We start from the raw sequence: 17,727 nt of genomic DNA on the forward strand, positions 1-17,727 counted from the left end.
GGATATGAGTTGGCTAAGTCTCTTGATCAGCTCAACTTGTGATCAAGAGACAGGCTATAAGCTGGCTTTTTCAATTTCACTAAAAATTGTATCAAAAAGGAATAAAGTGAAATTACTTCTCTGCCATTTCTTTCTTAACCATTACTGCTGCAGCAACGATGAAAGTGATGATCAGACCTAGTTCCATGATTAACTCCAAAGAAAATTAACATTAAACATATAATTCGCGAGCATAGTAACACAATGAATACAGAATGATACTTTTTAACCACTAATTTACTTTTTATTCGATTTAGATCAAAAAAGATGCCCTAGAGCATCTTTTTATAAGTTAACCATTTATGAAACAACTAGATTAGCCAGGGAAACCATTCGGGTTTGTGGACTGCCAGCGCCATGTATCTTCGGTCATTTCTGTAAGTGTACGTGTTGCGTTCCAACCAAGCTCTTTCTGAGCTTTAGCCGGATCTGCCCAGCATTCTGCGATGTCACCAGCGCGTCGCTCAACAAGTTTATAAGGGATTTCCTTACCACTTGCTTGTTCAAACGCCTTAACCATGTCTAAAACACTAGAACCGTTACCTGTACCAAGGTTGTAGATGTGAAGACCATCTTTGCACCCTACTTTCTCAAGTGCCGCGATGTGGCCGTCAGACAGATCCATAACGTGGATGTAATCACGAACACCGGTACCATCTTTCGTTGGATAGTCGCTGCCAAATACAGACAAGAACTCGCGTCGGCCAACGGCAACTTGAGAAACAAACGGCATTAAGTTGTTTGGAATGCCTTGTGGATCTTCACCTAATTCGCCACTTGGGTGTGAACCTACTGGGTTAAAGTAACGAAGTAGCGTGATGCTCCAATCTGGATTCGCTTTTTGGAAATCGGTGAGACACTCTTCGACCATTAATTTACTGCGACCATAAGGGTTGGTTGCGCTAGTCGGGAAATCTTCAGTGATAGGCACACTTGCAGGGTCACCATATACTGTTGCTGATGAGCTGAATACTAACGTTTTAACATTCGCTTCGCGCATTGCATCAACGAGAACCAAAGTGCCGTTTACATTGTTGTCATAGTATTCAAGAGGCTTCTCAACTGATTCACCCACAGCTTTTAAGCCTGCAAAGTGAATAACGGCTTCGATGTCGTGTTGCTTCAATGTTTCAGTTAACAGTGCTTTATTACGAATGTCACCTTCAACGAATATAGGGCGAACGCCAGACACTTTTTCAATACGCTCTAGAACGCTTGGCTTACTGTTGTACAAGTTATCAAAAAGTACAGGTGTCATACCTGCGTTGATCATTTGGATACTTGTATGACTGCCGATATAGCCCATGCCACCGGTTACTAAAACATTCATGTTTAGACCTTTTAATTATGAATACTCAATCTATCGCTTATGATACAACAACTTAGTGCGAGGTCATACCCCACAGAGCAATCAAACGTCACTTGAGAACACAAATTGCCCTTTCCCTTGGTGTTTCGCGTGATACATGGCTTCATCAGCCATTTGTAAGATTACGTCGATATTAATTTCAGAACCTTCGACTAAATGAATACCAATACTCGCGCCTACGTGCAGTTCGCGCTGTTTATAACTCACTTGCTGCTCAATAAGCCGCAACAAGCGCTCGGCCAATTTACCAAGCAAGATCTTGTCGGTTTGTTTAATAATAAGAACAAATTCGTTACCCGACAAACGAGCAACAAGATCGCCGGCTCTTACTTGAGATAACAGCCTATTTGAGACTTCTTTAAGGATTTCGTCACCCGCGTCATGCCCATAGGTATCATTTACGTGTTTAAATCCATCTAAATCCAAATATATGACCGCAAAATGCTTGTTTGAATACTGGTTCGATGAGATAGCATCATCAAGAAATTTATACAGTTGCGCTCTGTTCGCCAGGCCTGTCAATGCATCGTGATGAGGTAAATGCTCAAGCCTTTCCATCTCTTTGACATTGGATAAGTCAGATAGTGTTAACACCATATCGAACGCGCCTCTGTTGTTGTCTGACGTGACTCGGTTAACCTTTATGAACATCGGAACTAAGGTGCCTGAAACGTTTTTCTCCGATACCTCTCCCTGCCATTGACCATAATTCTCTAGTGAGGTGCGAATAGTTGGCATCAACGACGAGAGTTGTTGCCAAGAAAAAACTTCGAACGGAGTTTTACCCACCAGCAGATCCGAGTGATAACCAAGCATCTGAGTGACGGCGGGGTTAACCATGGTAATTATATTGGATGAATTAACTACGATGAGTCCATCTTTACTGTTTTCAAATACACCGGCTGCGATACGTTGGCGACTCATCGCTGTTTCGATGTCGGTCACATCTTGGATCGCGAACAAGGTGTTGCCATTCTTTGATAAAGATCGGCTGCTGATCTGTAGCCATTGTTTATTATGAAATAGATCAGTTGCTTCAATTAACTCGTCATTCAGCTCAATATTGGAATCGATAAGCCCTTTTAAGAACCCCTGTTGCTTGGTTTGAATAAGCTCTTGTATGGATAGGCTTTCGAGAAATGCTTCGCTGCACTTGAAGATATCGCGTGTTGCCATGTTGGCATGTACGATCGCCCCTTTGCTATCGACCACCAGCAAAGAGTGTTGCACCGTTTCGATCACTTCATTCGCAAATGCTTTCTCTTCTTGTAATTTATCAAGCGTAAAATGAACCTGGCTGTCGCGCTGCTTTAATCGTTGTAGCATGGTGTTAAATGCACGAACCAACTCACCTATTTCATCATTGTTCGAAGTAACCAATAATCTTGGCTGCTCAGCACGCCTTTCCACAAACGCTTGCATTGCTTCGTTGAGTTCAAACATTGGGTCGATGATAAAGCGTTGAATTAATTTAACGAGCACAGCGCCCAAAATAACCAGCAGTACGAAATAGATCCCAGCGACCTTAATAATATTGGTTAAGATCTTCTCAAATGTTTTCTTTGAAATGGTGACACGTAGATTCGCGATGATTTCGTTGTCGAGAACCACAGGAACCAATAAATAGATGTACTGCTTTGAAATCGCAAATTGTTGAGATGCGATATCTTCACGCTCTTCGCTGGTGGGCCTAGGAATATTTGAGTCACCTATTTGATAACTGGCAAAGAGCTGTTCTTGAGTGTCGAATAGCTTTACTCGAACGATATCTTCGTCTGCGACAAATGCGGATAAGATTTCGTTAGCTGACGCTTTGTCTTCGAACAATATTGCAGCTTGCAGGTTGTACGCAACCCCTTGAGCAAGCACTTTAACACGTTGTATCAGGTTCTGTTTCTCTCGCTCGAACGTGACAATGTAACTTATTGATTGAATAGTCACAAAGGCAACCGATACAAACAGAATGATCGGTAAGATAAGCTTGTTTTTTATCGAGATATTATTGATGAAAGACAGCATTATTTACCCTCCACTACAGATATACGAAGGAGGTTTGAGCCTATGATGTAATTACCTTTTTAGCATTGGTGAGATTGATTTTAGGCTTAAGTTTGTTGTCAACGTGCATAAGCTCGATCACGCCGCCCCTTTGGGTAAAATCGTCGTCGTCGCTAATAGTGACCATATTCGGTGAGTAAGTCTGTTTATTTAGCTGACCATTCACATCAGACAAATAAGTGATATTGCACTGTGGCGTTAGCGTTTGGTGGACTTGGATTGGCAGTGAACGGAGCGTCTTTTGGTTAGTAATGGAAACAAGCGCATCGTTTATTTTTTGGTTCCCAAGTACAGAGAAGTGAACCGTATCCATCAAGTTTTCATCATTCCACTGAATAAAGTTGGCAATTCTGAAGAGGTAGACCGCTTTCACTTCATAGGGCTGGAAACCTGCAGCCCCTATATTGAGAGCGGTGAATAAGGGAAATGCAAGAGCGATACACGAAACGACTCGCTTGGCTGAGCGTCTAAAATTCATGAGAAACCCTTACATAAACAGACTCTTCATTAACACTCTTTGGTGAAGTGAGCTCAGCCTGGTAGCCACTGCCTTTTCCAATGTTTTCAATCACTACTTCAACTAATGGCGCGGCATGAGATTTTTTCCATGCTAGACGTGCATCAAAGACGAGTTCATGTGGGTAAGATTGCCATGAGTATTGAGTGCCATCTTCCGCAACCCAGTAATTTGGGTAGTTCACGTTGATGTATTGACCAATAACATCAAATTGCCAACTGTCGGTAATGCTCCACATGAGTTGTACTGTGGCTAAATGTTGATTGTCGATATCGTAATAGACACTGGTTTGAGCGCTTGAGTTCGGATCATCGCCTTTACGCTTACCTTCTAGTGTCGAATAGGCATATCCGAAATAGCTGCTGAGGTCTCTGGATAGTAGCTGTTAAAGTAATAGGCTGAATTGCTGTCCATATAAGATGGTGCGACTACCGCTTTACTTACCCCTGCCCAAAGTGAATGGCTAAGATTCAACTTGTATAACCCACGCACTTGAGGTGAAACCTCTGTTGAGTCATTTTGAGTGAAATGCTCTAACTTTGCACCAAGGGTAACGGACAGTGCTTCAGTCCATTGTACCTGTGATTGTATAAATGCATTGGCGATGTAATCGTTGGCGCTCTCTACGTCATAGGCACGCCCGCAGTAATCAGGATTGTACCAATCAACCTCGTTAACCTGACTCGACGAAAAATCTAGATACAGGTATTGCAACCCACCACCAACAGTGATTTGATGAGTCGCCGACAGTTGCTTGATAAGTGTCGAATCAAAATCGACCGTGGTATAGCTCCCAGGTGCATCCGGTGCGTTATCTTCATTGTATTCCCCCCACAACGAATATGAGAAGGTCGAGGTATCGCTTATGCTTCGAGAGTCGTTAAATTGCAGATAAAAAGAGTGGCTTTCATTATCAAAATCATTAGCTTGGTAATCAACGAGCGTACCAGATCTATCGTATTGGACGGAATACAACTCTGATTCGGAAAAGCTCTTTTCAGCGCCGATTCTTAGTGACCATTGTTGATCACTGTCGCTTGGTTGAAACACCATACCAGCGGACTGCGCTTTCCATTTCTCGGATTCATTAGAACGATACGTTGGCTCTTCTCGGTATTTTTAGAAGGCTTTCGCATTGACACTAGCGTTAAAGCTAAGCCCTTGCCTGACACTGAGCTCATAATTGTCAGTATTCGAGGTAAGACCTGAGATATAAGTACCTTGGGTTTCACTGGCTGATTTCGTGATAATGTTAACGACGCCATTAGCCGCATTACCACCCCAAATTGTTCCTCCAGGCCCTTTTAATACTTCAATTCGTTCAATGTCGGCAAGAACATAGTCAACGTCGCTCCAATACGTACCGCCATACACTGGGCTAAATAAACTTCGTCCATCCATCATTACCAGCATTTTGTTGTATAAGCCATCATGAAAGCCACGAGCAGATACAAACCATGAAGTTTCGTTGAACTTAGTGACTTTTAGACCCGGCACGAGCTTCAACGCTTCCGCAATGGTCTTAGCACCGCTACGTTGAATACGCTCATTCGAAAGCACATACACGGACGACGGAATATCCGTGAGCTTTTGAGTCACTTTTGATGCCGTTTCCATCTCAACGTCTAACATCGACAATTCTTCAAGGCTCATCGACATGAGTTGATCTAAAGAGTTCCCCTGAGCCACCACACAGGCCGATGTGGTTAATGCTAGTCCTAAGCTAATTGGGCGGGAAATCATGCGTTCACCTAATATAAAGATAAAATGGTTCTTCTTTGTTGATGGATGAACCATATATGAAATATCGTACCAATAAATGCAAAGTAGCAAAAATTTGAATCAGGTCACTGTTTCATTTCGTCATTTGTACGAGTGTCGTTAGATATCTAAACCTAAAGGAATGACGGCAAGTGACAACGAAGATATTGCTTAATTGCGACATGGGAGAAAGTTTCGGCAATTGGAAGATGGGCGATGATGAATCGGTCATGGAATGGGTAGATATGGCCAACATTGCCTGTGGCTTTCATGCGTCCGATCCACACGTCATGTCGAAAACGATAAAGCTTGCTCAGCACTACCATACTCAAATTGGTGCTCATCCGGGTTATCAAGATCTTGTCGGATTCGGTCGTAGATCTATCCCACATACTATGGAGCAGATCAGTGAGCTCGTTTGTTATCAAATGGGCGCATTACAAGCCCTGTGCCGTTATCACCATACTAACGTTGGTTACGTAAAGCCTCATGGTGCGCTTTATAACGATATGATGTCGAGCACCGATATTTTTAATGCGGTGGCGCAAGCGGTAGCTGAATTTAATATCCCACTGATGATCCTCTCTTCCTCTGACAACCAACAATATCTAGATATTGCCGACGACCACGATCTCCCCCTTTTATTCGAAGCGTTTGCAGATCGTGCATACCTAAATAACGGCCACCTCGCACCACGAACACAAAAAGGTTCGGTGTACGTGAATCAAGACGATATCTATAACCAAGTGATGCAAATCGTCAATTACGGCTCGGTAACGACTATCGAAGGTGAAAGACTACCTATTGAAGCCGATACGATTTGCGTCCATGGTGATAACCCCCAATCCATCGCATTAATTAGAAAAATTCGCCAAGACCTTAACGCATTTAATTAGTATCAGTATGGCGTGAGTGTGCTCTTGCTCTTTGACTGAGACAAGTCGACATTCTCATGCCTCGCTAAACACGGACGTTGAAATAGAACGTATGGAAAGGAAATGACGAATAATCAGATAGAATTTAATATCACGCCCGTCGCTGAGTGCAGCGTACTTGTTACGTTACTGCCTTCAGTAAATCGTTCAAGCGTGGTTAGCGCTCAATACATGGCCCACTTTTCAGATGCTATTCGCCAGAGCTTAGCCACAGTATTGATGAATGTCACGCCAGCCTATAACACGTTACTGATCGATTACTTACCCTATCGAATCTCCGAGCAACACCTCATTGCTCAACTCAATTCGATGCTGAAAGAGGCAGTTACTACGCTTTCGATAACAAGTAATACGCGTAATGCAATCGAACTCCCTGCTTACTACTCTACTGACACTGCCCTTGATTTAGATAAGTACCAAGCGAAAGGCTTATCGCTGGACGATATCATTCAATATCATACCTCTCAGATCTACAGTGTTAGCGCTATCGGATTCATTCCTGGATTTGCATTCATGTCAGATGTTGTTGAGCCGTTGGTATTACCTCGTCATTCCACTCCACGGCTATGTGTGCCCAAAGGCAGTATCGGGATAGCAGACTCAAAAACTGCGGTTTACCCATCTGACTCACCAGGTGGCTGGAACATTATTGGCAACTGCCCTTTGTCATTGTTTGATCATAGCCAGCTCGACGGTAGCCAACAGCATGGTTCACGTAATCCACAAGGACAACTCTCGTTACTCAATGTAGGTGATTCTGTTCGTTTTAAAGCAATTTCAAGGCAAGAATTCATTGAACTTGGAGGAGATGTCGGCAATGGCTAAATCAATCAATAAGGCGACACTCACCGTTATTAAACCGGGACCTTTAAGTTTGATTCAAGATTTCGGACGTTTTGGCGTTTCTCATCTAGGTTTAACACAAGGTGGACCCGTAGATGATTATTCCTACAGTTGGGCTAATCATTTATTAGCAAATCCTGTTAATCGTGCAGCCTTAGAAATCACTCTTGGCCAATGCACGCTAAAGGTTAATGACGATTGCGAGATGGCGATTTGCGGTGGAGATCTACAGGCGACTTTGGATGGAAAACCGCTGGCCAACTGGAGTACATTTCAAGCGTTTAAAGGGCAAATGCTTTCGTTTGGCTTACCAAAGAATGGATTAAGAGCTTATCTCGCAATTAAAGGGGGCTTTGATGTTCCCGTCGTACTCAACAGTTGTGCAACGGTAACTCGTGAAAAAATCGGTGGATTAACTCAAGACGGTGAAGCGTGCCAATCTGGGTACCAATTAGGCTTCACTAAGCACCCTCTTGCAAAGCACTTTAGACCTCTCTGTGTAACTTTTCGATACACACCAGATTACAACCTACCGGTCAATTTGAGAGTGATTGAAGGCTATCAGAGCGAACAATTTTCTGAATTAGCTAAAGAGACATTTTATAGCTCTCTTTATACTGTGGACCAAAACTCGAATCGCATGGGTTATCGTCTTAGTGGTGAATCGGTTCACTCTCCAGATATCTCACTGTTATCCGAAGGCATTGCGCTGGGTGCGATCCAGGTACCACAAGATGGGCAACCTATTGTTCTGCTTAATGATAGGCAGATAATTGGCGGTTATCCAAAGATCGGGTGTGTTGCAAGAATTGACTTGCCGCGTTTAGCGCAAGCAAAGCCTGGGCATCAGATTTCATTTAGTAAGGGGGATCGCTTGGGGTTGCAAGATGTGTGGTGTCAGTGGGCACGATTCTTCGGTTATTGATAATGAGCTTTCAGCCACCGTTCACAGTGGTGATTGTCAAAGGATAAAAAATCGGCTTACCTAAGTAAGCCGATTCTTCGTTTTAGTGGTGGCCTTGGCCTGAAACTTTCGCCAGCGCATTTGGGTATCCACGCTCTTGGGTCAACCCTATCGCTTTATTTTCAATATCGTTTAAATTAAGTGACATTGTCACTGAGTGTGTATCTTCAATCGAGTCAGACTCGGGAATATCGAACCAGTGTTGAGCCACCTTTTGCGCTGCTTCTAATGTTGAAGACGCCTTTACTACCTCAAGCCTTGCATAACGCTCGCCGCAGAAAGAGACATCTGAAGCGCGTAGGCTTGGGTCGGTCCCCGGAATTTGCTGCGCTCCAAATAGAGGCTTACCACCAACTTGTGCAGAGCTAAAGCTTGGTATGAACTGAGACATATGGGTAATCGCCGCACGTGTTCTTAGCTCTAGCTGTTCTTCACTCCAACCAGATACGATTTTCTTCAGTAGCTTAGAAGGCAGCTGAGGCTGTGAAGAGCCTGTAGAAGATGAAACCAAGCCGCCTTCAAACAGAGTGATCCCTTCCGTCATACCATGAAGCTGGAATACTCCATCGGCGTATGGTGTTAATTGAGCCATACCTTGTGGTGTGCCTCGTGGGCCATGAAAGATAACCTCAGGCCACTCTTCCTTACATTCTTGGGAATATGGCCACTTCGTCACATAAGCGGCTTTAAACTCAACAAGTCGCTGCTGTTTCGAACCTACAAAGTCATCTACGATGCCGGTTTCAAAGCCGCTGGCATTAATCAAATAATCGGTGGTTAGTGTGCGGCTTTTGTTATCAATGTCCGTGTAGGTTAATGACCAACCTTGTCCCGTAGATTGAACCGATTGTAAGCGGCTGTTGGTCAACACTGTACAATTTGGCTGTTGTTCTAACGAGAGTTGAGCCGTCGCAGACAGTCGGAATACACTCCAACCATACTCTTGAACCATAGCAACGGGATATTTAAGCGTTTCTAAATCAGTATGTTTGGCGAAAGGAATACACCACTCATCAAGCGTTGTTGGCTTCAGTGGCTGCGTTAGTTTAGCTAGTGCCAATAACTCATCTTTGTCATAAAGCTTGTAGTACTCTTCAGGGTCCCCAAGTACTTGATTGTTTTTGTCTTGCTTAACGAGTTCAGCATAAGCGTCTTTTATTATCTTGAGACGAGGAAGCAAGTCCAATGGCTCCCCACCATCGCTGTGTGGAACGGCTATGACAGTTGGACGAATATTGATCGTGTGAGGGAACAAACGGACGGTGTCAATTGATTGTGTGAGCAATTGGAGACACTGCTCTACAGAAATATCTCGATACAAATTGCCGCCAGCATGTAGGTGGCAAATCGGTGGACCATTAACCAAACTTGGCCCTTTTTCCAATATAGTGACCTTAAAACCCAACTCACTGAAGTGAATAGCGCTTGTTGTTCCGGCTATACCACCGCCGACAATGGCAATAGAAGCTTGATTTGTATCCGTTTTGTTGTGGTTCATCGTGTTCTGTAGAATAAGATTAACTGCCACTATTCTACTTTTGTTCGACGATGAATTAAAACACATTTTTATCAAGGTCTTAGCTTGGTGGTTCGTTGAACTTACGTAAAAAACTTAAATAATCTCTTGACTCAATAACTCCCAATACTGTTTTCGAGGTTATTCTAACAGTCAAATTTGTCCTAAGTGACGCCACACAAAGGCTGCCTCAGTACTCTTAAAACAAACATGTTAACTTATCCCTAAAGTTATCCACCGTTTTTGTGGATAACTGTTGATAACGTTCATGCTAAGTTGCGCAAACCCTTTGTTTACAGGGACTAACCACTGTTCATTTAATCGACAAAAATACACAATACGTTTCAAATAATGCTAAAAAATGTCAATTTTAAAGTGCTAAATGCCTAAGTTGTGCTAGCCGTTGGTCAAATAAAAAACGGCCTAACCGTGAATTCTATAAATAGCTTTCGCCTTAGTATAAAAATTCACAATCAGACCGTTTCAACAATCTATTTAAGGTTTTCTATCTCAACTATCCAAAATCCTTGTTTACAGGAGCCAATAGACGCTTAATTAAGCTGTTCACAACAGCGGCCAGTGTGATAAAGGTCAGCACAGGTAAAACAACCCACAACATCGGATGAAGCGAAGGCGAGAGTTCAAAGCCGAAACTCATCACACCTGCCACGCTCATTTCAGAACCTAGCGCAGCAATTGAGCCTGCTACCAGTGCCATTAGCCCATATTCACACCAGATAGTGTTAAGGATCCTTTTCTTGCTTGCCCCTAACGTACGGTACAAACGTATCTCTTGTTGCCTTTGAGATAAGCTAAGACGTAAGAGCGTAAAAATAAGCAATAATCCTGCAACGACGCCAAGTGCTGCCAACACGGTAATCGACCAAACAATCTGTTTAAGCAGCTCTTGGATCTTGCTGCCCATTACACGGATATCCATCAAACTCACGGTTGGATGATTCCGTGAGAGCTCGTTGAGCATTTGGTTGTGCTGATCTTCGACTCTAAAGCTCACTAACCAAGTCGAAGGAATGGAGCTCAAGACGTCTGGAGTAAAGATGAAGTAGAAATTTGGCTTCATTTCACGCCATTCTACTTTACGGATACTGTTAACCTTCGCTGATACCTTTTGACTATTGATGGTGAAAGCGAGCTCGTCTCCAATTTCCAAACCTAGTTGTTCTGCTACATCAGATTCAACAGACACGCCCTGCTCTTTCGTCCAAGTGCCATCAAGCACTTCATTATACTCTGGTAGTGAGTCGCCCCACGTGAAGTTGATTTCACGGCTTAGCGCATCAGTTCGTTCAGATGTCTCGCTATATTCAGATGCTACGACACCATTGATTGTTGTTAGTCGCCCACGAATGATCGGGAAAGCTTGAGTACGCTCGACTCCGTTAGCATCAATGGTTTCCAAATAGCTGTCTTTCTCATAACTGGCGATATTCAGTGCAAATGCATTGGGTGCATTCTCAGGCAGGGTTTGTTGCCAGTCTGACAACAGATCGCTTCTCACCAACCAGATAATCGACAGCAACATCAACGAAAGCGCTAACGAGCCAAATTGTATGCCCGTTGCAAGCGGCGTACGATTAATTCGACTTAAAGCTAAGCGCATTGATGTCGATGTCGGAAGCTTGCCAAACAGGCGCAGTACAAACGTACTAACTAGGGCCAGAACCAAAAATAGGCACGCAATACCGGCTAAAACAATCCACACCAATAAATTGTCACCATACATCAACATCATTGGGATGATAGGCACCAACAGCAAAGCGAATTTCTTATAGCTATCGCGTGTCTTATGGCTTGATTGAATCACGCTAATCGCAGAGGTATTTACCAACCCAATCAACGGAATGCCAAGTGCAGGCACACCAATTAAAACACTGGATAAGATTGCAAGAATAGCAGGCTCGATACCATAGCTAGGAAGCGGAGAAGGCAATAAGCCACCAAGCGGAATACGAAGAAGAAACTCTAGTCCGATCCCAATCGCGATACCTAGGACGGCACCAATAGCGACCAGTAGTGAAACTTGTACTGATAGCCACTTAATGATCCATGGTTTGCTTGCGCCCAAACTCTTCAGCATGGCGATGGTCTTGCGGCGGCTAGCTACATAATGTTGGCACGTCAATACCAAGGTAGTCGCAGCCATAATCACGACAATAGCGACCGTTAGTGATAAGTATTGGGTGGTGCTTTCAAACATATCATTAGTGCGGCTTGCTGAATCTTGCGTACGCCAACGATCGCTTGGCGTTAATTCGATACTGTCTTGAGCTGCTTTAAGTTTTGCATCATCACCGTTTAAGAACAGTCTGAAACTTACACGGCTTCCCGGTTGAATAGCCCCTGTCGCGTCGATGTCATTATTATGAATCAGTACCGCAGGCATCTGTTGGAATGGGTTGAAGCTTAACCCTGGCTCTTGGGTGATTCGTCCTGTTATGGTTAAGTCGGCATCTCCAATAGTGACGTTGTCACCTATTTCAACTTCCAACTGCGCGAAAATACGTTCGTCCAGCCACAACTCACCGGGTTCAACGTGATTGCTCGATGCATTGTCTGCACCTTCTAGTAACATTTCACCACGCAATGGATAGTTGCTCTCCACCGCTTTAACTGTCACCAACTGCATCGAGTTATCGCTAAATGCCATAGTTGAAAAGCGGGTTAATTGAGAGCTTTCTAACGGCTCAACTTGAGTGACATCTAATAATGCTTGCGGGATTGGGTTTGCTGAGATGAACACGCTGTCAGCAGTCAGTGCATCTTTCCCCTGTTTTACGATGACCTGTTCCATGCGCTCAGCCAATGCTGATAATGCGAAAACACAGGCAATGATCAGTGTTAAAGCGATCGATACCGGCCATAGTTGACCATGTCGAATCTCTTCAATGCTCCATGAAAACAGGCGCTTGTTAAGTCCGTTTGATGAATTCAATTTAGACTTCCTCTATCTGTCCGACATGCATCTTAAGCGTTCGTTGACATCGTTGTGCTAGCTTAGGATCGTGTGTCACCAGTACTAGTGTGGTGCCGTGAGAAGAGTTCAGTTCGAACAGTAGCTCGACGATTTTGGCCGCGGTTTGTTGGTCCAGGTTACCAGTTGGTTCGTCAGCAAATAGGATTTTGGGCTTGATCATGAACGCACGTGCCAAAGCTACACGCTGCTGTTCTCCACCTGATAGCTGAGATGGTAGATGATCGAGCCTGTTTTTTAAGCCAACCGACTCAAGTAACGCAGTTGCGCGTTCAATGTCTTCATCTTCGCCTTTTAGTAAGCATGGTAGTGTCACGTTTTGCAGCGCTGATAAGCTCGGAATCAATAAGAAACTTTGAAAAACAAATCCTACCGATTCACTTCGGATTTTCGCCCTGGCTTCATCATCTAGCTGTGAAAGTGGTTGTCCCAATAAATGGATTTCGCCTTTGGTAGGGACATCAAGGCCAGCCAGCAGTGTCATCAAGGTCGATTTACCTGCCCCAGATGTACCGACAATCGCGACTGTTTCACCTTCACGAATATCAATATCGACGTGCTCTAGGATTGTTAAATGTTCTTGATTAGTAGACACTGTCTTGGAAACAGCTTCTGCTTTAATGATGGATGTATGCATGACTCGACTAATTTCCTTTTTATTATTTATATTCTTTTCTACTACTTCTTTGGCTCAAGGGTCTGCGTCAGCTCAAGATTCGAAGTTACTGATACTTGGTGACAGCTTGAGTGCTGGTTACAACATGGATATCAAACAGAGTTGGCCAAGTTTGTTACCAGATGCGTTAGCGAAACATGATAAAGCGGTTACCGTGGTCAACGGCAGTATCTCTGGCGACACAACAGGTAACGGTTTAGCTCGTTTACCCCAGCTACTAGAGGAACACGCTCCAGACACCGTCCTTATTGAGCTTGGAGCCAACGATGGTCTTCGTGGCTTCCCACCGAAGCTGATGTCTTCAAACTTAGATCAAATCATCGAGCAGATAAAAGCGGCGGGTGCGAGACCAATTATGATGCAAATTAAAATCCCACCTAATTATGGCAAGCGTTACAACCAGCAGTTTGAATACGTGTTTGCAGCGTTGGCTGATCAACAAAATGTACCCCTGCTTCCATTTTTCCTAGAGCACATCATCCTAAAACCGGAGTGGATGATGAACGATGGTTTGCATCCTAAACCAGAAGCTCAACCTTGGATTGCTGAATTTGTCGCCGAAGAATTATATCAGTATCTTTAGGTTTTAATGGTCTAGCTCAATAAATTTTACACAGCTTTACGTTAGCCTGAGTGCATATCACCGTTAACTGTAAGGTTATTTATGCTGATCGAACCTATTATCAAGGGTGTGGTAGCAAAAAGCGCTCACCCTCTTGGCTGTCAAGAAGCCGTAAAGCAACAAATTAGATTCGTTAAGAGTGCGCCGCAAATCAAAGATGGCCCTAAACGAGTATTGATCATCGGCGCTTCTTCAGGCTTTGGCCTTGCCGCTCGTATCGCCCTTACCTTTGGCGGTGCTCAAGCCGCCACCATTGGCGTTTCATTCGAACGTGGCCCAAACGAAAAATCTCTTGGTAGTGCCGGCTGGTACAACAACATCTACTTCAAAAAAGAAGCGGAACGTGAGCAGCGCACCGCTATTAACATCGTAGGCGATGCCTTTTCCCAAGAAACCCGCGCACAAGTTGTTGAAGCCATCGAAACTTATTTCGAAGGTGAAGTCGATCTCGTGATCTACAGTCTGGCTGCGGGTGTACGTCCCAAGCCCAATTCTGATGAATTCTGGCGTTCTGCGACTAAACCTATTGGTGAAAGCGTAACTGGCGCAACCATTTCTCTTGAGCACGATAATTGGGTGACCAACACGCTTGAAGCTGCCACTGAAGAGGAAGCAAAAAGCACACTCAAAGTGATGGGGGGCGAAGATTGGGAAAGTTGGATCGACGAACTCATCAATGCCGAATCTATCGCTCCCGGCTGTAAGACTATCGCTTTCTCTTATGTTGGCCCTGAAGTCACACACCCTATCTATCTCGATGGTACACTAGGTCGTGCAAAAATCGATCTTCATCAAACCAGTCATGCGCTTAACCTTGAATTAGCTAACTTTGAAGGCAACGCTTATGCGACTGTGTGTAAGGCGTTGGTTACCAAAGCAAGCGTATTCATCCCGGGCTTAAGCCCCTACTTGCTTGCGTTGTACAAAGTGATGAAAGAGAAACAGACGCATGAAGGGTGTATCGAACAAATGCAGCGCCTGTTTAGCACTAAGCTGTACGGTCAATCTAAAGTACCACTTGATGGCGAACGGTTGATACGAATGGACGACTGGGAACTAGACCCAGAGACACAAGCCCATGTGACAAAGTTGCTCAACAAGATGGATGAAAATAACTTCCAAACTCTGGGTGATTACCAAGGATTTAAAGATGAATTCTTGCAACTAAACGGTTTTGCACAACCATCGGTAGACTACAGTAAGAAATTGAATAGCGAAGACTTTATAAAATTAAAGCCCTAGTCGAAATTTATCTCATTACTGAGACCCGTATTCACATTTGAAAACCTCTGTAAAATTGCCGAGGTTTTTTTGTGCAACATTTCTTATACTTAATTAACTTAAGATTCACAGTTTATTTGGTTCATCATAATTAACACAGGATGTGTTGATGCATTTAGCATAATTGACTCGGAGTCATATGAAGAAAATAAAAACTCTCGATTTAGATATTCCAGACGATATGGAGCACGGTTGGCAGAACATCGTTGATCTGTTGGCTCAAATAACGCAAGTGCCAGCAGCACTTATTATGCGTGTTCATTCCAATTACATCGAAGTCTTTTCCACTAGTCGTAGCGAGAACAACCCATACAATAAGGGCGATTCTGAAACATTAGGCAACGGGCTGTATTGTGAAACCGTTATGGAGTCTCAGCGGCAACTTCTTGTCCCCAATGCTCTCGCTGACCCGGCATGGGAAAACAATCCTGACATCAAGCTAGGGTTGATATCCTATTGTGGTATCCCTCTGCTTTGGCCGAATGGTGAGCTTTTCGGCACCATTTGTATCTTGGACTCTAAAGAAAATCACTACACACCGACTTACATTAAACTTCTGGAAAGCTTTCGGACCTCAATAGAGTCCCAGCTTAAAACCCTCTTTCAGCACGCCAAACTGACTCAAATGAATCGTGACCTCAAAAACCGGGTGTATACACGAACCAAAGATCTCGCCAGTTTGAATTACTCCTTGAATCAAGAAATTGATAAGCGAAAAGCCGCTGAACAAAAAATCAATTTCCAAAAGAATCATGATCTAGGAACTGGCTTTTTAAATCGTAGTGCATTTGAGTCGCGTTTAAACCACAAGCTCTCTTCTCAACGAAGGCTGACGGATTGCTCATTTGCTGTCATTCACATCGGTTTTACCAACGGCAGACGTATACAAGCTCGATACGGCTATACAGCACTGGACCAAGTATTAGTTGAATACCGAAAACGTATCGATAGCATTGCCGATATCGAGGTGTTAACCGCGCGCCCTACTTCTGTGGATCTTGTGTTAGCGTTCAGTGTTAAAGATTTGCATCATCGCCTCGAAGAGCTTTGCCAAACTCTAGTAAAAGTCGGTCACTCTGAATTTGCTATCGAAAATGATAAGGTTCACCTGCACGCATTTATCGGAATTGCTACTACTAATAACGAAGACGATGCTGAGAGTATTCTGCAGAAATCGTCAGAGGCTATGCTGGCCTGCAAGGATTCCGGGCAAAAGTTTGCTTATTACTCCCAATCTCACACTGAAGAGCAAAGTCATATCAACAAGATCGAAGGTTACTTGCTGCAAGCGGTACGTAACGATGACTTAATGCTCTACTTCCAACCCAAAGTATGCCCGCTAACCCATCGTTGGGTCGGTGCTGAAGCATTGCTCCGCTGGCGTCACCCCGTTTTGGGAGACATATCCAATGAAACCTTGATTCACATGGCCGAGCAGAACGGATTGATTTTCGAAGTCGGAAGCTTCGTACTGCGTAATGCGATTGAAAAAGCCAAAGAATGGTCTGAATACGTTGAAGATTTTAAGATGGCGGTTAATGTGTCCGCGGTGCAGCTCAAGAACGCGCACTTTGCCGAGCAAGTCGTCCATTTACTGGAAACCTATCACCTTGAACCTCATTTCTTAGAGCTCGAAGTGACAGAAAGCGGACTCATTGCTGATGAAGTGGTGGCAAAGAACACGCTTGAAACATTGCATGACATAGGCGTGACATTGTCACTGGATGACTTTGGAACCGGCTACGCGTCATTCAGTTATCTTAAGAAGTTCCCATTTGATGCAATCAAGATTGATAAGAGTTTCATCGACCAGATGCTCGACTCGAGTGAAGACTCTGAGATTGTCCGTTCCATCGTCCAGATCGCGAAAAAGTTGGATCTGAAAGTGATGATTGAAGGGATTGAATCAGAAGTTCAGGAGCAGTTTATTATTGATGAGGGCTGTGACGTTGGCCAGGGTTACCTTTATGGCAGACCAATGCCATGCCAAGAATTCGAGCATAGCTTAGTCAATCAAAACTATTTAGGGACAACTCGTTACGCTTAAAGTGAAAAATAGCCGTTAGTTTTGGATTTAAACCTAGTTTCTCTTTACTCTATAGGTGGTGATTTTTATAATCGCCGCCTTTCTGTTTTTATCTTTCCCCTTTATAT

General features: G+C 43.8%; 16 protein-coding genes. 7 read left to right on the forward strand and 9 right to left on the reverse strand.

The window, feature by feature from the left end; genetic code table 11:
• A partial coding sequence (locus JC606_RS23370) for a hypothetical protein (protein ID WP_233090304.1) occupies positions 1 to 181 on the forward strand: 181 nt, incomplete at its 5' end.
• Between the two features lie 174 nt (positions 182 to 355).
• Here JC606_RS23370 and galE read toward each other — a convergent pair.
• The 6 genes from galE to JC606_RS23385 form a co-directional block, all read right to left on the reverse strand.
• Positions 356 to 1,369: a UDP-glucose 4-epimerase GalE gene (gene galE / locus JC606_RS12815; RefSeq protein WP_198778693.1), complete on the reverse strand. Its 1,014-nt coding sequence runs from the start codon at positions 1,367 to 1,369 to the stop codon at positions 356 to 358.
• 81 nt (positions 1,370 to 1,450) lie between these two features.
• Entirely contained in the window at positions 1,451 to 3,427 is a 1,977-nt protein-coding gene (locus JC606_RS12820) for a diguanylate cyclase domain-containing protein (RefSeq protein WP_198778694.1), read from the reverse strand.
• 40 nt (positions 3,428 to 3,467) lie between these two features.
• Positions 3,468 to 3,944 (reverse strand): YfiR family protein, encoded by a 477-nt coding sequence (locus JC606_RS12825; protein WP_233090306.1) that lies wholly within the window; start codon positions 3,942 to 3,944, stop codon positions 3,468 to 3,470.
• Positions 3,934 to 4,221, reverse strand: coding sequence for a hypothetical protein (locus JC606_RS23375; RefSeq protein ID WP_233090308.1), 288 nt, complete (start codon positions 4,219 to 4,221; stop codon positions 3,934 to 3,936). Before JC606_RS23375 ends, JC606_RS12825 begins: the two co-directional genes overlap by 11 nt.
• 92 nt (positions 4,222 to 4,313) lie before the next feature.
• Positions 4,314 to 5,036 carry a TonB-dependent receptor domain-containing protein gene (locus JC606_RS23380; RefSeq protein WP_233090309.1) on the reverse strand — a complete coding sequence of 241 codons (723 nt, stop codon included), beginning with the start codon at positions 5,034 to 5,036 and terminating at the stop codon, positions 4,314 to 4,316.
• A 66-nt stretch (positions 5,037 to 5,102) separates the two neighbouring features.
• Positions 5,103 to 5,726 (reverse strand): TonB-dependent receptor plug domain-containing protein, encoded by a 624-nt coding sequence (locus tag JC606_RS23385; protein ID WP_233090311.1) that lies wholly within the window; start codon positions 5,724 to 5,726, stop codon positions 5,103 to 5,105.
• A 170-nt stretch (positions 5,727 to 5,896) separates the two neighbouring features.
• On the opposite strand from JC606_RS23385, the gene JC606_RS12835 reads away from it, so the two are divergent.
• The 3 genes from JC606_RS12835 (at position 5,897) to JC606_RS12845 (ending at position 8,447) form a co-directional block, all read left to right on the forward strand.
• Positions 5,897 to 6,640 (forward strand): 5-oxoprolinase subunit PxpA, encoded by a 744-nt coding sequence (locus tag JC606_RS12835; RefSeq protein WP_198778695.1) that lies wholly within the window; start codon positions 5,897 to 5,899, stop codon positions 6,638 to 6,640.
• Between the two features lie 102 nt (positions 6,641 to 6,742).
• A complete protein-coding gene (locus JC606_RS12840; RefSeq protein WP_137407978.1) occupies positions 6,743 to 7,504 on the forward strand; it encodes a 5-oxoprolinase subunit B family protein in 762 nt (253 codons plus the stop codon).
• Positions 7,497 to 8,447, forward strand: a complete 951-nt coding sequence (locus JC606_RS12845) for a biotin-dependent carboxyltransferase family protein (RefSeq protein ID WP_137407979.1) — start codon at positions 7,497 to 7,499, stop codon at positions 8,445 to 8,447. Before JC606_RS12840 ends, JC606_RS12845 begins: the two co-directional genes overlap by 8 nt.
• 82 nt (positions 8,448 to 8,529) lie before the next feature.
• Here JC606_RS12845 and JC606_RS12850 read toward each other — a convergent pair whose 3' ends face one another.
• From JC606_RS12850 to JC606_RS12860, 3 genes are all read right to left on the reverse strand, one after another.
• Complete coding sequence (locus JC606_RS12850) at positions 8,530 to 9,984, reverse strand: FAD-dependent oxidoreductase (RefSeq protein WP_137408012.1); 1,455 nt, start codon at positions 9,982 to 9,984, stop codon at positions 8,530 to 8,532.
• 532 nt (positions 9,985 to 10,516) lie between these two features.
• Complete coding sequence (locus tag JC606_RS12855) at positions 10,517 to 12,955, reverse strand: ABC transporter permease (RefSeq protein ID WP_198778696.1); 2,439 nt, start codon at positions 12,953 to 12,955, stop codon at positions 10,517 to 10,519.
• Between the two features lies 1 nt (position 12,956).
• Complete coding sequence (locus tag JC606_RS12860) at positions 12,957 to 13,631, reverse strand: ABC transporter ATP-binding protein (protein WP_198778697.1); 675 nt, start codon at positions 13,629 to 13,631, stop codon at positions 12,957 to 12,959.
• Here JC606_RS12860 and JC606_RS12865 point away from each other — a divergent pair.
• The 3 genes from JC606_RS12865 to JC606_RS12875 all read left to right on the forward strand — a co-directional run bounded on the left by JC606_RS12865 (position 13,630) and on the right by JC606_RS12875 (position 17,620).
• On the forward strand, positions 13,630 to 14,253 hold the full coding sequence (locus JC606_RS12865) for an arylesterase (protein ID WP_137407981.1): 624 nt from the start codon (positions 13,630 to 13,632) through the stop codon (positions 14,251 to 14,253). The two genes, JC606_RS12860 and JC606_RS12865, sit on opposite strands and share 2 nt — an antisense overlap.
• An 81-nt stretch (positions 14,254 to 14,334) precedes the next feature.
• Positions 14,335 to 15,534 carry an enoyl-ACP reductase FabV gene (fabV, locus tag JC606_RS12870; protein WP_198778698.1) on the forward strand — a complete coding sequence of 400 codons (1,200 nt, stop codon included), beginning with the start codon at positions 14,335 to 14,337 and terminating at the stop codon, positions 15,532 to 15,534.
• A gap of 178 nt (positions 15,535 to 15,712) precedes the next feature.
• Positions 15,713 to 17,620, forward strand: a complete 1,908-nt coding sequence (locus JC606_RS12875; RefSeq protein WP_137407983.1) for a bifunctional diguanylate cyclase/phosphodiesterase — start codon at positions 15,713 to 15,715, stop codon at positions 17,618 to 17,620.
• Positions 17,621 to 17,727 lie beyond the last annotated feature (107 nt).

The organism is Vibrio sp. IB15, assembly GCF_016406055.1.
Classification (GTDB): domain Bacteria; phylum Pseudomonadota; class Gammaproteobacteria; order Enterobacterales; family Vibrionaceae; genus Vibrio; species Vibrio chagasii.

Coding starts and splice junctions, on each gene's coding strand:
- JC606_RS12850 (WP_137408012.1), bottom strand. CDS start 9,984: ATGAACCACAACAAAACGGATACAAATCAAGCTTCTATTGCCATTGTC.
- JC606_RS12845 (WP_137407979.1), top strand. CDS start 7,497: ATGGCTAAATCAATCAATAAGGCGACACTCACCGTTATTAAACCGGGA.
- JC606_RS12825 (WP_233090306.1), bottom strand. CDS start 3,944: ATGAATTTTAGACGCTCAGCCAAGCGAGTCGTTTCGTGTATCGCTCTT.
- fabV (WP_198778698.1), top strand. CDS start 14,335: ATGCTGATCGAACCTATTATCAAGGGTGTGGTAGCAAAAAGCGCTCAC.
- JC606_RS12820 (WP_198778694.1), bottom strand. CDS start 3,427: ATGCTGTCTTTCATCAATAATATCTCGATAAAAAACAAGCTTATCTTA.
- JC606_RS12840 (WP_137407978.1), top strand. CDS start 6,743: ATGACGAATAATCAGATAGAATTTAATATCACGCCCGTCGCTGAGTGC.
- JC606_RS23375 (WP_233090308.1), bottom strand. CDS start 4,221: ATGTGGAGCATTACCGACAGTTGGCAATTTGATGTTATTGGTCAATAC.
- galE (WP_198778693.1), bottom strand. CDS start 1,369: ATGAATGTTTTAGTAACCGGTGGCATGGGCTATATCGGCAGTCATACA.
- JC606_RS23385 (WP_233090311.1), bottom strand. CDS start 5,726: ATGATTTCCCGCCCAATTAGCTTAGGACTAGCATTAACCACATCGGCC.
- JC606_RS12875 (WP_137407983.1), top strand. CDS start 15,713: ATGAAGAAAATAAAAACTCTCGATTTAGATATTCCAGACGATATGGAG.
- JC606_RS12860 (WP_198778697.1), bottom strand. CDS start 13,631: ATGCATACATCCATCATTAAAGCAGAAGCTGTTTCCAAGACAGTGTCT.
- JC606_RS12865 (WP_137407981.1), top strand. CDS start 13,630: ATGACTCGACTAATTTCCTTTTTATTATTTATATTCTTTTCTACTACT.
- JC606_RS23380 (WP_233090309.1), bottom strand. CDS start 5,036: ATGGTGTTTCAACCAAGCGACAGTGATCAACAATGGTCACTAAGAATC.